Here is a 12,838-nt window from a genome sequence, read left to right as displayed (position 1 = left end):
GTCGGGCGGCCAGCGCCAGCGCGTCGGCATTGCGCGCGCGCTGGCGCTGTCGCCGAAATTCGTGCTGGCCGACGAGATCGTCTCCGGCCTCGACGTGTCGACGCAGGCGCAGATCCTCACCCTGCTGGAGAAGCTGGCGGCGGAGATGGGCCTGACCGTCGCTTTCATCAGCCACGATCTGTCGGTCATTCGGCGGCTGTGCCGGCAAGTGATCGTCATGCGCGAGGGCGTGATCGTCGAGGCGAGCACCACCGACGTCTTGTTCGACAATCCACGGCAGGCCTACACGCGCGACCTGATCGCAGCCATTCCGCTGCCCGAGATCGATGCTGGCTGGCTGGACATCCCCGCCGCCGCCAAGGCGCCGACATGAATGCATACGCACGCCGAAGAGCGGGCCTCGGGCGTGCGACCACAAAGACCCAAGTCCCGCCAAATGGAGAGGACTGACATGAAGACCACTATCGCAATTGCAACGCTGGCCGCCGCGATGCTCGGCAGCGCCGGCATGGCCTCGGCGGATTCGATCCCGGGCATGCGCGGCCACGACCACACCGGCATCACCGTTCCCGACATGAAGCAAGCGGTCGACTTCTTCACCGAAGTGGTCGGCTGCAAGAAGGCGATGTCGTTCGGTCCGTTCGCCGACGACAAGGGCACCTTCATGCAGGATCTCCTGGGCGTCGACCCGAAGGCGGTGATCGAAGAGGTCACCATGGTGCGCTGCGGCTATGGATCGAACATAGAGCTGTTCAAATACACAGCACCGGACCAGAAGGACCTGACGCCGAAGAACAGCGACATTGGCGGCTTCCACATCGCCTTCTATGTCGACGACGTCGCTGCCGCCAAAGCCTATCTCGAAGGCAAGGGCGTCAAGACGCGGATGGGGCCGCTGCCGGTCAAGGAAGGGCCGGCCGCCGGCCAGACCATCCTCTATTTCCAGGCGCCGTGGGGACTGCAACTGGAAGCGATCAGCTATCCCGATGGCATGGCCTATGAGAAGGACGCCGAGACGGTGCTGTGGAGCCCGAAGAACCCGGAAAAGTGATCCGGCAGCGCGCTTGCGCGATGACACGCAGGCGCGCTTTCGCCATGTCAGGATAATCGTTTTGATATAAAACTTTAAGCTTGAAATATCTTGTTGCCGGCGCGATACTGAACTCCAGCAAGCGAAGAGGAGATCGCAGACATGAAGGTTGCGGTTCTCGGCGGCGGACCAGCCGGCCTCTACTTTGCCATTTCGATGAAGCTGAGGGACGCCGCGCACGATGTGACGGTGTTCGAGCGCAACCGCGCCGACGACACGTTCGGCTGGGGCGTCGTGCTGTCGGCCGAGACGCTCGACAATCTGTCGAAAAACGACCCGGTCAGCGCTGTCTGGATCAAGAAGCACTTTGCCTACTGGGACGACATCGCCGTCATCCATGACGGCGTGCGCACGGTCTCGTCAGGTCACGGTTTCTGCGGCATCGGCCGCAAGCGGCTGCTGGTCCTGCTGCAGCGCCGGGCGCGCGAACTCGGCGTCAAGCTGATGTTCGAGACCGACATTGCAGATCCCAAGCCCTACATGGAGACGCATGATCTGGTTGTCGCGGCCGACGGCCTGAACTCCAGGGCGCGCAACAGTTTCGTCGACATCTTCAAGCCCGACATCGACACCCGCAAATGCAAGTTCGTCTGGCTCGGCACCAACCAGAAGTTCGACGACGCCTTCACCTTTATCTTCGAGAAGACCGAGCATGGCTGGGTGTGGGCGCACGCCTACCAGTTCGACAGCGACACCGCGACCTTCATCGTCGAGTGCAGCGAACAGACCTGGGCTGCCTTCGGCTTCGGCGCGATGTCGCAGCAGGAATCGATCGCCCTTTGTGAGCGGATCTTCGAAAAACATCTCGGCGGCCACGCCTTGATGACGAATGCCAACCACATCCGAGGTTCGGCCTGGATCAATTTCCCGCGCGTGCTGTGCGAGCGCTGGTCCTACAAGAATCTGGCGCTGATGGGCGATGCGGCGGCCTCAGCCCATTTCTCGATCGGCTCCGGCACCAAGCTGGCACTGGAAAGTGCCGTGGCGCTGGCCGAATATGTCGAAACCGAGCCGGACCTGGATGCCGCCTTCCGTAAATATGAGGATGCCCGCCGCACCGAGGTGCTGAAGCTGCAATCGGCGGCGCGCAATTCGCTGGAATGGTTCGAGGAGGTCGAGCGCTATCTCGGCCTCGATCCGGTGCAGTTCAACTATTCGCTATTGACCCGCTCGCAGCGCATCAGCCACGAGAATCTGCGACTGCGCGATGCCGAATGGCTTGAAAGCGCGGAGGAATGGTTCCAGCGCCAGGCGGGCGCCGGCGGCAACAGCCTGCGCCGCGCGCCGATGTTCGCGCCGTTCAAGCTTCGCGACATGAGGCTGCAGAACCGCGTCGTCGTTTCGCCGATGGCGCAGTACAAGGCCGTCGACGGCTGTCCGACCGACTGGCATTTCACCCATTATGCCGAGCGGGCCAAGGGCGGCGCCGGCCTCATCTATATCGAGATGACCTGCGTCAGCCCGGAAGGGCGGATCACGCCCGGTTGTCCGGGGTTCTATGCGCCCGAGCATGAGGTGGCATGGAAGCGGCTGGTCGATTTCGTCCACACCGAGACCGAGGCGAAGATCTGCGCCCAGATCGGCCATTCCGGCGCCAAGGGCTCGACCCGGCTCGGCTGGGAAGGCACCGACATGCCGTTGACCTCGGGCAACTGGCCTGTGATGGCGGCCTCGGCTGTCGCGTGGTCGCCGCAGAATCAGGTGCCGAAGGCGATGGATCGCGCCGACATGGACCGTGTGCGCGACGAATTCGTCGCATCCACCGAGATGGCCGCTCGTTGCGGCTTCGACATGCTCGAGATCCACGCCGCACACGGCTATCTTTTGTCGTCCTTCATCACGCCGGTCACCAACCGGCGCACGGATGAATATGGCGGTTCGCTGGATAATCGCATGCGCTATCCCCTCGAAATCTTCCGCGCGGTGCGCGCCGCCTGGCCGGCGGAGAAGCCGATCTCGATGCGCATTTCGGCCAATGACTGGGTCGGCATCGAGGGCGTCACACCGGCCGACGCGGTCGAGATCGCACGGCTGCTGCACGAGGCCGGCGTCGACATCTGCGACGTCTCGGCAGGCCAGACCTCGGCACTGGCCAAGCCTGTCTATGGCCGCATGTTCCAGACGCCGTTTTCCGACCGCATCCGCAACGAAGTCGGCATGGCGACGATGGCGGTCGGCAACATCTACGAGCCGGACCATGTCAATTCGATCCTGATGGCCGGCCGCGCCGATCTGGTGGCGCTGGCACGGCCGCATCTCACCGATCCCTACTGGACACTGCATGCCGCCGTGACGCTCGGCGACCGTGGTGTCAAATGGCCAGATCCCTATCTGCCCGGGCGCGACCAGCTCTACCGTCTGGCCGAGCGCGACGCCGCAGCGGGGCTGAAAGTATGAGTACCGCCGCGACGATACCCGGCAAGCATGCGCTGGTCACCGGCGGTGGCTCCGGCGTCGGGCGGGCCATCGCGCTGGCGCTGGCTGCTGCCGGCATCGATGTCACCATCTGCGGCCGCCGGGAAGCCGAGCTCACTGAGGTGGCCGGGGAGAACGGCCGCATCTTCGGCATTGCCGCCGATGTCACCGACGAAGTGGCAATGGCGGCGCTCTACGAGACGGCGCAAGCCGCGCGCGGCCCCTTCGACATCGTCGTCGCCAATGCCGGCATGGCCGGCAGCGCCCCGGCGCACAAAACCGCGCTCAGCGAGTGGCAGCGGACGCTCGACGTCAATCTGACCGGCGCCTTCCTGACGGTGAAGCCGGCGCTGGCCGGAATGGCGGCGCGGAAAACAGGACGAATTGTTTTCATCGCCTCGACCGCCGGCCTGAAAGGCTACGCCTACGTCGCGTCTTACGTCGCCGCCAAGCATGGCGTCGTTGGCCTGATGCGGGCGCTTGCCGCCGAAACGGCAAAATCGGGCATCACCGTCAACGCGGTGTGCCCAGGCTTTGTGGAAACCGAAATGCTGGAAGAGTCCATCCAGCGCATCATCGAGAAGACCGGCCGCTCGGTCGAGCAAGCGCGGTCAAGCCTCGCCTCGACCAACCCGCAAGGCCGCTTCATCCAGCCGGATGAGGTCGCCGCGGCCGTGCTGTGGCTCTGCGGCGACGCCGCCCAGTCGATAACGGGACAGGCGATTTCCATCTCAGGAGGCGAAACATGGTAGCCGGCCCCCTGCCCGCGCCGTCGGGACCCGGCAAGGACCGCTTGCGTCTGTGGATCAGGCTGCTGCGCGCCTCGCGCACGATCGAGGCCGAGCTGCGCGAACGGCTGAAGAAGGAGTTCAACACGACGCTGCCGCGCTTCGACGTGATGGCCGCCCTCTATCGCGCGCCGGAAGGCATGCTGATGAGCGACCTGTCGCGTTTCCTGCTGGTCTCCAACGGCAATGTCACGGGCATCGTCGACCGGCTGGTTTCGGAAGGACTTGTCGCCCGCGCAAGGCGCAATGGCGACCGCCGCACGTCGATGGTGCGGCTGACCGAGGAAGGCGCGCAGGCATTTGCCGCCATCGCTGCGGCGCATGAAGGCTGGATCGGCGAATTGCTGGGCAAGGTCAGCGAGGACGACGCGCGCCGGCTGACCGGCATGCTGACCTCGTTCCGCAGCAACTGGGAGGGACGCGAATGACCGCAATGGCCGGGCGCAAGCCGAAGCATTTCCTGTGGGAGGTCGAGGGCAGGATCGCCAAGGTCCGGCTCGACCGGCCGGAGCGCAAGAACCCGCTGACCTTCGACAGCTATGCGGAACTCCGCGACACGTTCCGCGACCTCGTCTATGCCGACGATGTCGACGCCGTGGTGTTCCTCTCCAATGGCGGCAATTTCTGCTCCGGCGGTGATGTCCACGACATCATCGGCCCGCTGGTCAATATGGACATGAAGCAGCTTCTCGCCTTCACCCGCATGACCGGCGATTTCGTCAAGGCGATGCTGAATTGCGGCAAGCCGATCATTGCTGCGGTCGACGGCGTCGCGGTCGGCGCCGGCGCCATCATTGCGATGAGCTCCGATATCCGCATCGCCACGCCGGAAGCCAAGACCGCGTTCCTGTTCACCCGCGTCGGCCTCGCCGGATGCGACATGGGCGCCTGCGCGATCCTGCCGCGCATCATCGGCCAGGGCCGCGCCGCAGAACTGCTCTACACAGGCCGCACCATGACGGCGGCGGAAGGCGAACGCTGGGGTTTCTACAACCGGCTGGTCGATGCCGCCTCGCTGGAGGCCGACGCGCTCGATATGGCGGCGCGCATCGTCTCCGGCCCGACCTTTGCACACGGCATCACCAAGACGCAGCTCAACCAGGAATGGTCGATGGGTCTCGACCAGGCGATCGAGGCGGAAGCCCAGGCACAGGCGATCTGCATGCAGACCCGCGATTTCGAGCGCGCCTACAAGGCGTTCGTGGCCAAGGAAAAGCCGGTGTTCGAGGGGGATTGAGGATGATGCATTCCGTGGAGACGTCGGCGGGACAGCGCTCCCCTCTGTCCTGCCGGCGCCGTAGAGCGCAGGGCCTGGAGAATAGCGGTGGAAGCACCCATGCCTGACCGCTCCTTCCTCTCCTGGCCGTTCTTCGAAGACCGCCATCGCAAGTGGGCCGAGCAGCTCGACGTATGGTGCGCGAAAAACCTGCCGGTCTCCCACCATGATGTCGACGCCGCCTGCCGCGAGCTGGTCAGCAAGCTCGGGCGAGACGACTGGCTGAAGCCGACGGCGATCGACCCAGACAATCCTGGCCCCCTCGACGTCCGCACTTTGTGTATCACGCGCGAGACACTCGCCCGTCATGACGGGTTGGCCGATTTCGCCTTCGCCATGCAGGGGCTTGGTACCGGCGCGCTCAGCCTGTTCGGCACGCCGCACCAGCAGCAATGGCTTGCGAAGACGCGTGCCGGAAAGGCGATATCCGCCTTCGCCCTGTCGGAACCGCGCTCGGGATCGGATGTCGCCAACACGGAAATGACGGCGACCCGCGACGGCGACAATTACGTTCTGTCGGGTGAAAAGACCTGGATCTCCAATGGCGGCATCGCGGACCTCTATGTCGTCTTTGCCCGCACCGGCGAGGCGCCGGGCGCCAAGGGGCTTTCCGCCTTCCTCGTGCCTGGCGACGCCAGGGGCCTTGGCATCGCCGAACGGCTGGAAGTGATCGCGCCGCACCCGCTGGCGCGCCTGTCTTTCGACCAGGTCCGCCTGCCTGCCGCTGCGCGGATCGGCAAGCCCGGCGACGGCTTCCGTATCGCCATGTCGGTGCTCGACGTGTTCCGCTCGACCGTCGGTGCGGCGGCGCTCGGCTTTGCCCGCCGCGCGCTGGACGAGAGCATCAAACGCGTGGCCGAGCGCAAGCTGTTCGGTGCCCCGATGGGCGAACTGCAAATGGTGCAGGGCCACATCGCCGACATGGCGCTCGACATCGATGCGGCGGCGCTGCTGGTCTACCGCGCCGCCTGGACCAAGGACATGGGCGCCGCGCGGGTCACCCGCGAGGCGGCGATGGCCAAGCTGTTTGCCACCGACAAGGCGCAAGAGGTGATCGACAAGGCCGTGCAGTTGCATGGCGGCGACGGCGTCCGCAAAGGCCATATCGTCGAAAGCCTGTATCGCGAGATCCGCTCGCTGCGCATCTACGAGGGTGCCTCCGACGTGCAGAAAGTGGTGATCGCGCGGCAAGTAATGGGCGCGGCCTGACGGCTGGAAATCGACGAGCGATTTTTGAGACTTGGTTTTTTGGGTACCGGGAGGTTTTGAATGCATACGATTCTGCAGCCGGAAGGCTGGGCAAAACCTGTCGGTTACGCCAATGGCGTCGCGGCACGCGGACAGCTCGTCTTCGTTGGTGGACAGGTCGGCTGGAACGGCCAATGCCAGTTCGAGACCGACGACTTCGTTGGCCAGGTGCGACAGACGCTTCAGAACATCGTGGCGGTGCTGGCCGAGGCCGGTGCGGGGCCGCAGCACATCACCTCGATGACCTGGTATTTCACCGACAAGGCCGAGTATCTGGCCAACCTCAGGGGCATTGGCGAGGCCTATCGCGAGGTGATCGGCCGGCACTTTCCGGCGATGGCCGCCATGCAGGTGATGGCGCTGGTCGAAGACCGCGCCAAGGTGGAGATTCAGGCAACTGCCGTCATCCCGGAATAGGTGTACTGATATTCAGGTGATGCCGGTCTGCAAACGGCAGCTTCCTGCGCTTCCGGTGCTCGCGTACGAAAAGTACGCTCCGCTCCGGTTCTCGTAACCCACCGTTTTCGACTCGGCCTGACCTGAATCTCAACACACCTTCGGCTATACGCGCAGTCCCGCTTGCCGTAAAATCGGCAGTACGTGATCGCAGAAATAGGGCAGTTCTTGCGTGTAGTTGACGAAGGACAGCGCGATGCCCTGGTAGCCGTGTCCGGCGATGGCGGCCATGTCGGCGGCGATCGTTTCAGGCGTTCCGATCAGCGGGTAGGTGCCGGCGCCGCCGGCGAAGCGCTGCCGGTAGCGGTCATAGGCGTGCGGGTCGTGGGACTGCGAGAATTCCTTCTTGCCGGCCATATGGGCATCGACCGCATCGTGGTCGGCCATATCGACGGCATAGCGCGTGTAGTAGGCCTGCGCCTCTTCCATGGTAGGGCGGCAGACGACATGCGCCACCGTGTAGACACCGACATCACGGCCTGCCTTGTCGGCCCGCTCGCTGATATCGGCGACATGCTTGCCGGCATCGCTCATTTCCGAAAAGGTCGTGAACAGATAATCGCACCGGGCGGCGGCGAAATCGCGGCCCGGCCCGCCGAATGCGGCGTTCATGGTCACGGGGCGGGGAACCTGCAGGCTGGCCGGCCGGCTGACAGCCTCCTTGAGGCGATAATAGGTGCCTTCGTAATCGAGCGGTTCGGCCGAGGCATAGAGCTTTTCGAGGATTTCGATCCATTCGGCCGCCTGGTCATAGCCCTTCTCGACCAGCGGCGTGCCGAACATGCCGAATTCCTTCGGGTTCCAGCCGCAGACGATGTTCAAGCCCGCGCGGCCCTGGCTGATATGGTCGACCGTCGCCAGCGCCTTGGCGGCATAGAGCGGATGCACCAGCGGCACATGCACGGTCATGAACAGGCCGATCTGCTCGGTAGCCACAGCAAGCGCCGCCGCCCATGTGAAGGTTTCGAACGACCATTCGCGCACCTTGTTGCGGCCGCCAAAACCGCGCCAGCGCGCGATCGGCAGCATGAACTCCAGCCCTGCGCGGTCGGCGATCTGGGCCGCGGTCACATTGTCCTGCCAGTTTGCCGTCCAGCGTTCCGGAACGTCTGTGATAGCAAGGCCGCCATCGGCATTGGTCGAAAAGACGCCAAGCTTCAATCTGTTCGGGCCGTGCAAAGGGTGTGGTTTGTTCATGTCGCGACCTCCCGGCGAGAGAGCACACGCTAGGCCCGTGCCGAGATATTTCAAGCCTGAAATAGCTTCGGGTCGCCATCGCTCGCGGGTATCGGTTCCAGCGGGCCGCACGGTGTCCGCCACGCAACCGACACCGCAGCTTTTTAAGCTTAAAACTTTCGCCTTGAAAAGCGCCGCACTTTGGATAAGCATTCCACAGTCGATGGCGATTGCCTTGCCGGACGGGCTTGCCGGCCAGTCCATCGTGCAGACCAGTCCATCGTGCCGGCCAGTCCATCGTGGGTGCTCCGGGTGGGAGTCTCAGTTCTTGTCGTTCATACTGTCCCAGTCATCATCCAATGCGCGCCATGCCTTCGATGACGTGCGCGCGCAGATCCGCGATCTGCAACAAAAAACGTCGCCAACCATGACCGCATTGGTCGCTGCCATGAATTGACGCCCTGCGGTGCGGGGCGGCAAAAAACCGTGCGGGAGCAACCCGCCCGATCAACAACAGAGGGAACACAAATGAGCTTCACACGTCGCAAATTGCTTCTTCTCGCCGCCGCCATCGGCATCGCCGCCGGCCCCGCCACCGCTTATGCCGCCGATGTGCTCAATGTCGGCGCCTACCCGACCAATCCACCCTTCGAGTACAAGAACGAGAGCGGCACTTTCGAAGGCTTTGAAGTCGACATCGTCAACGAAGCCGCCAAGCGCATCGGCATGACCACCGACATCGCCGATCTCGGTTTCCAGGCACTGTTTGCCGCCACCACCTCGAAGCGCATCGACGTCGCCATCTCGTCGATCACCATCACGGCGGAGCGGCTGAAGTCACAGTCGTTCACGCAGCCCTATTATGATTCGGACATGGGCATCGCCACCAAGACCGACAGCGCGATCAAGGCCGAGGCCGACCTCAAGGGCAAGATCATCGGCGTGCTGTCCGGCTCGACCGGCGAAACCTGGGTCAAGGCGCATCAGGAAGCCGATGGCTTCAGCGACGTGAAGGGCTACGACACGCAGCAGAACCTGCTCCTCGACCTCAGCGCCGGCCGCGTCGATGCGGCCGTCAGCGACATTCCGGGCATGGAGTATTCCTTCACCAAGATGAAGGACCTGGTCGTCAAGGAGCGCATCAAGACCGGTGAGCAATACGGCCTGATGATGACCAAGGACCACCCGCTGCTCGGCAAGCTGAACGATGCGCTGAGCGCGATGAAGAAGGACGGCACCCTGGCCGCCATCCACAAGAAGTGGTTCGGCAGCGACGCGCCGGCCGACTCCTCGACCATGAAGGAAATGCCGCTGCCGAAGGCCTGATCTGAAAGCTGCGCTGACATCGTGCCGGCTTTCCAGGCCGGCACGATTCATTTCATGCTCCAGCGCCGGCTTCCGCGCCGACTGCCTCGCCATCTGCGAGGCATATTGGTTTTAACCTGAGCATGATTGCTCTCGGGTTCGGGAACGCTCCCATGTCGCTGCTGGATACCTTCTTTAACCCCGACGTCATCATGTCCAGCCTGCCGGCGCTGCTGCGCGGCTTCCTGAACACGCTGCTGCTCGGCATTTTGAGCATCGGCATCGGGATCCCCATCGGCCTGGGGATCAGCCTGGTGCGGCTCTATGCGCCGAAGCCGCTGCGCTGGCTCGCGGTCGGCTACACCGACATCTTCCGCGCCCTGCCGGTGCTGGTCGTGCTGATCCTGATCTACTACGCGCTGCCCTTCCTCGGCATACGCCTGTCGTCCTGGGCGTCGGCGGTGACTGCCTTCGCCTTCATCATGTCGGCTTACTCGGCCGAAGTGTTCCGCTCCGGCATCGAAAGCATTCCGCGTGGCCAGTTCGAGGCGTCGCAGGCGCTTGGCCTGCCGTTCCTCCTGACCTTGCGCAAGGTGGTGCTGCCGCAAGCGATCCGCGTCGTCATCCCGCCGATGACCAGCAACTGCGTCTCGATGTTCAAGGACACCTCGCTCGCCTCCACCGTGGCGCTGCCGGAACTCTTGAAGGAGGCGACCAACGCGCAGTCGCTCTACGCCAACCCCTCGCCGCTGATCGGCGCAGCCCTCGTCTATCTCATCTTCCTCTGGCCGATGGTCCGCCTCGTCAGCCTGCTTGAAGAGCGCTTCAAGACCGAAAAGAAGCGCTGACCTCCGCCACCTGATCCCCGCCCAAGTCCTTTGCAGGAGCCTACCCGTGAACAAGCACCAGACCGACAATGCGAATGCCACCGCGTTCCCCGTCGACGCCATCCGCGCCATGTTTCCAGCTTTACAGCGGGCTGGCGACTTCATCTTCTTGGACAATGCCGCCGGCGCGCAAATTCCGCAGAGCGTGCTCGACGCGGTGACCAACCATCTGGTTTCGCACAATGTGCAGCGTGGCGGCCGTTATGGCCGCAGCGTCACTGTCGACCAGTCGGTCGCCGATGCGCGGACAAGCGTCGCGCTGCTCATCAACGCCTATAGCCCGGCGGAAATCTGCTTCGGCATGAACGCCACCTCGTTCATCCGCCTGGTCAGCCTCGGCATCGGTCAGATGCTGCAGGAGCGCGACGAGATCGTCATCACCGACATGGACCATGATGCCAACATCGCGACCTGGCTGGCTCTGGAGTCCGCCGGTGCAAAGTTCAAATGGTGGCGCATGCGCGAGGACGGCAATCTGCATGTCGACGACCTTCGCCCGCTGGTTTCCGACCGCACCCGTCTCGTCGCCAGCACGGTCACCGCGCATTCGATCGGCTCGATCGTCGATGTCGCCGCGGTGGCCGAGATCGCACATGCGGCCGGCGCCGAAGTGTTCCTCGACTGCGTGCATTACGGACCGCACGGGCTGATCGACGTGCAGGCCTGGGATTGCGACTATCTCGTCTGCTCCGGTTACAAGAATTTCTCGCCGCATATGGGCTTCCTGTGGGGCCGTTTCGAAACGCTGAAGCGGCTGCCGACCTTCCGCGAGGATTTCATCCCCGACGAGCCGCCCTACAAGGTCGAGGCCGGCACCTTCATCTACGAGAACGTTTCCGGAATGGATGCCGCCGTGCAGTATCTTGAACTGATCGGCCGCAATCTGGCGCCGTCCAACAACCGCTCGCGGCGCGACAACATCGTTGCCGGCATGGGCGCCATCCGCGACTATGAGCTGGTGCTGGCGCGTGAGATGCTGGCCGTGCTGAAAGGTTGCGGCGCGACCATCTACGGCGTTGCCGACGAGGCCCGCATCAATGAGCGTGTGCCGACCTTCTGCTTCAACATCGGCAGACTGTCGCCGCAGCGGGTCGTCGAGGAAATGGCCGAGATGCAGATCGGCATCCGCGACGGCCACATGTACGCGCCGCGACTGATGAAGCGTCTCAACCTCTCAATGGACAGCGGCGCCATCCGCGCCTCCCTGGTCCACTACAACACCGTGGGCGAAATCCACAAGTTCGGCGAGGCGCTGCGCGCCATCATCGCCAAGCTGTCGTGATCGGCGTCTAGAGCGAGATGCAGTCAGGCCGAACCGGCGTGGGCTCCATCTACCTTCAGCGCATTTGGTGCGACGCCAAGTTATTCCACCTAGCTGAAAACGCTCCAAGTCAAAACTCGGTCGGCTGGCAGCCGCAAATGGCTGGTCAGAAATGGACGCTAGGACCGCGCCAGAAGCGGCCATTCGGATATGCATTTCGGAACGATGGGAACGGGGCCGACAACGGACTGTCAGCATTTATCGGTAGAATGGCTATTGGGTCGGCCAGGCTCTCATCGCGATATCAGCGATGCGGTGGAGTTCGTCTGGCTGGGCTCCGCTCGCGGCCTCGACGGCGATGCCGCGCAGAATTGCAACCAGGTATCCTGAGAGGGCAGCTGTATCGGTGTCCTTGCCGACATCACCGTCTATCTGAGCACGTTCGAGACGTTTAGCTATCTGGTTTCTAAGTTGCCCGCGTCGAAGATTTGTCTCCTTGCGGGCCGACGCGCTGTCGTCGCTCCCTATCAGGGCACCATGCACCATAAGGCAACCTGGCGGATTTCTCGTGTCGGAGTGGAACGCGCATGCACCATATATCAGCCCCGCAGCAAGCGCGCGTGCAGTTGGCGCGTCCAAGGCATTCTGGATGAAATGCGACGTCTCGCGGTCATAGCGGTCGAGCACCTTCAGGAACAACTCTTCCTTGTTGCCGAACGCCGCGTAGAGACTGGGGCGCGTAATGCCTAGCTCTTCAGTAAGGTCAGTCAGCGATGTGCCCTCGTAGCCCTTGCGCCAGAAAAGCCGCATCGCCTGCACGAGTGCTTTCTCGGTATCGAACTCTCTCGGCCTGCCCATAGTCACTCACTCTCTTTATTGTACCGACTGGTATATTATCGCTTGACGCGTGAATCGATCTGCCTTTTATATACCGAT

The 12,838-nt window shown here is 63.3% G+C and carries 13 protein-coding genes and 1 pseudogene (1 of these 14 cut by a window edge); 12 read left to right on the top strand and 2 right to left on the bottom strand.

Annotated features, from left to right (window positions below; genetic code table 11):
- The 8 genes and pseudogenes from EOB59_RS02060 to EOB59_RS02025 all read left to right on the top strand — a co-directional run.
- Nucleotides 1–373, top strand: a pseudogene (locus EOB59_RS02060) (ATP-binding cassette domain-containing protein); it begins 480 nt to the left of the window's first position.
- Between the two features lie 78 nt (nucleotides 374–451).
- Nucleotides 452–1,051 carry a VOC family protein gene (locus EOB59_RS02055; RefSeq protein ID WP_127808064.1) on the top strand — a complete coding sequence of 200 codons (600 nt, stop codon included), beginning with the start codon at nucleotides 452–454 and terminating at the stop codon, nucleotides 1,049–1,051.
- A gap of 141 nt (nucleotides 1,052–1,192) precedes the next feature.
- Complete coding sequence (locus EOB59_RS02050; protein WP_128287529.1) at nucleotides 1,193–3,487, top strand: bifunctional salicylyl-CoA 5-hydroxylase/oxidoreductase; 2,295 nt, start codon at nucleotides 1,193–1,195, stop codon at nucleotides 3,485–3,487.
- Entirely contained in the window at nucleotides 3,484–4,257 is a 774-nt protein-coding gene (locus EOB59_RS02045) for an SDR family NAD(P)-dependent oxidoreductase (RefSeq protein ID WP_128287528.1), read from the top strand. Before EOB59_RS02050 ends, EOB59_RS02045 begins: the two co-directional genes overlap by 4 nt.
- Entirely contained in the window at nucleotides 4,251–4,721 is a 471-nt protein-coding gene (locus EOB59_RS02040; protein ID WP_128287527.1) for a MarR family transcriptional regulator, read from the top strand. Before EOB59_RS02045 ends, EOB59_RS02040 begins: the two co-directional genes overlap by 7 nt.
- Nucleotides 4,718–5,530 carry an enoyl-CoA hydratase family protein gene (locus EOB59_RS02035; RefSeq protein WP_128287526.1) on the top strand — a complete coding sequence of 271 codons (813 nt, stop codon included), beginning with the start codon at nucleotides 4,718–4,720 and terminating at the stop codon, nucleotides 5,528–5,530. The genes EOB59_RS02040 and EOB59_RS02035 overlap by 4 nt, the downstream gene beginning before the upstream one ends.
- Nucleotides 5,531–5,629: 99 nt before the next feature.
- Nucleotides 5,630–6,778: an acyl-CoA dehydrogenase family protein gene (locus EOB59_RS02030; protein ID WP_127808069.1), complete on the top strand. Its 1,149-nt coding sequence runs from the start codon at nucleotides 5,630–5,632 to the stop codon at nucleotides 6,776–6,778.
- Nucleotides 6,779–6,838: 60 nt separating this feature from the next.
- Entirely contained in the window at nucleotides 6,839–7,234 is a 396-nt protein-coding gene (locus EOB59_RS02025; RefSeq protein ID WP_127808070.1) for a RidA family protein, read from the top strand.
- Between the two features lie 144 nt (nucleotides 7,235–7,378).
- Here the strand turns inward: EOB59_RS02025 and EOB59_RS02020 are convergent, their stop codons facing one another.
- Nucleotides 7,379–8,470 carry an LLM class flavin-dependent oxidoreductase gene (locus EOB59_RS02020; RefSeq protein WP_128287525.1) on the bottom strand — a complete coding sequence of 364 codons (1,092 nt, stop codon included), beginning with the start codon at nucleotides 8,468–8,470 and terminating at the stop codon, nucleotides 7,379–7,381.
- Nucleotides 8,471–8,582: 112 nt separating this feature from the next.
- Between EOB59_RS02020 and EOB59_RS02015 the strand changes: the two genes are divergently transcribed.
- The 4 genes from EOB59_RS02015 (at nucleotide 8,583) to EOB59_RS02000 (ending at nucleotide 11,923) form a co-directional block, all read left to right on the top strand.
- On the top strand, nucleotides 8,583–8,906 hold the full coding sequence (locus EOB59_RS02015) for a hypothetical protein (protein ID WP_127322019.1): 324 nt from the start codon (nucleotides 8,583–8,585) through the stop codon (nucleotides 8,904–8,906).
- A 71-nt stretch (nucleotides 8,907–8,977) separates the two neighbouring features.
- Entirely contained in the window at nucleotides 8,978–9,775 is a 798-nt protein-coding gene (locus tag EOB59_RS02010) for an ABC transporter substrate-binding protein (protein WP_127268313.1), read from the top strand.
- Between the two features lie 152 nt (nucleotides 9,776–9,927).
- Complete coding sequence (locus tag EOB59_RS02005) at nucleotides 9,928–10,602, top strand: amino acid ABC transporter permease (RefSeq protein ID WP_023811481.1); 675 nt, start codon at nucleotides 9,928–9,930, stop codon at nucleotides 10,600–10,602.
- A gap of 46 nt (nucleotides 10,603–10,648) precedes the next feature.
- Nucleotides 10,649–11,923, top strand: coding sequence for a cysteine desulfurase-like protein (locus EOB59_RS02000; protein WP_127808072.1), 1,275 nt, complete (start codon nucleotides 10,649–10,651; stop codon nucleotides 11,921–11,923).
- A gap of 252 nt (nucleotides 11,924–12,175) precedes the next feature.
- Here EOB59_RS02000 and EOB59_RS01995 read toward each other — a convergent pair whose 3' ends face one another.
- Complete coding sequence (locus tag EOB59_RS01995) at nucleotides 12,176–12,760, bottom strand: TetR/AcrR family transcriptional regulator (protein WP_245481810.1); 585 nt, start codon at nucleotides 12,758–12,760, stop codon at nucleotides 12,176–12,178.
- Between the last annotated feature and the right edge of the window lie 78 nt (nucleotides 12,761–12,838).

Origin of the sequence: Mesorhizobium sp. M7A.F.Ca.MR.176.00.0.0, assembly GCF_004023165.1 — a bacterium.
Taxonomy (GTDB): domain Bacteria; phylum Pseudomonadota; class Alphaproteobacteria; order Rhizobiales; family Rhizobiaceae; genus Mesorhizobium.
Note: the sequence above shows the minus strand (reverse complement) of the source record. Positions and strands in the feature narration are given on the sequence as shown.

Coding starts and splice junctions, on each gene's coding strand:
- EOB59_RS02055 (WP_127808064.1), top strand. CDS start 452: ATGAAGACCACTATCGCAATTGCAACGCTGGCCGCCGCGATGCTCGGC.
- EOB59_RS02050 (WP_128287529.1), top strand. CDS start 1,193: ATGAAGGTTGCGGTTCTCGGCGGCGGACCAGCCGGCCTCTACTTTGCC.
- EOB59_RS02045 (WP_128287528.1), top strand. CDS start 3,484: ATGAGTACCGCCGCGACGATACCCGGCAAGCATGCGCTGGTCACCGGC.
- EOB59_RS02040 (WP_128287527.1), top strand. CDS start 4,251: ATGGTAGCCGGCCCCCTGCCCGCGCCGTCGGGACCCGGCAAGGACCGC.
- EOB59_RS02035 (WP_128287526.1), top strand. CDS start 4,718: ATGACCGCAATGGCCGGGCGCAAGCCGAAGCATTTCCTGTGGGAGGTC.
- EOB59_RS02030 (WP_127808069.1), top strand. CDS start 5,630: ATGCCTGACCGCTCCTTCCTCTCCTGGCCGTTCTTCGAAGACCGCCAT.
- EOB59_RS02025 (WP_127808070.1), top strand. CDS start 6,839: ATGCATACGATTCTGCAGCCGGAAGGCTGGGCAAAACCTGTCGGTTAC.
- EOB59_RS02020 (WP_128287525.1), bottom strand. CDS start 8,470: ATGAACAAACCACACCCTTTGCACGGCCCGAACAGATTGAAGCTTGGC.
- EOB59_RS02010 (WP_127268313.1), top strand. CDS start 8,978: ATGAGCTTCACACGTCGCAAATTGCTTCTTCTCGCCGCCGCCATCGGC.
- EOB59_RS02005 (WP_023811481.1), top strand. CDS start 9,928: ATGTCGCTGCTGGATACCTTCTTTAACCCCGACGTCATCATGTCCAGC.
- EOB59_RS01995 (WP_245481810.1), bottom strand. CDS start 12,760: ATGGGCAGGCCGAGAGAGTTCGATACCGAGAAAGCACTCGTGCAGGCG.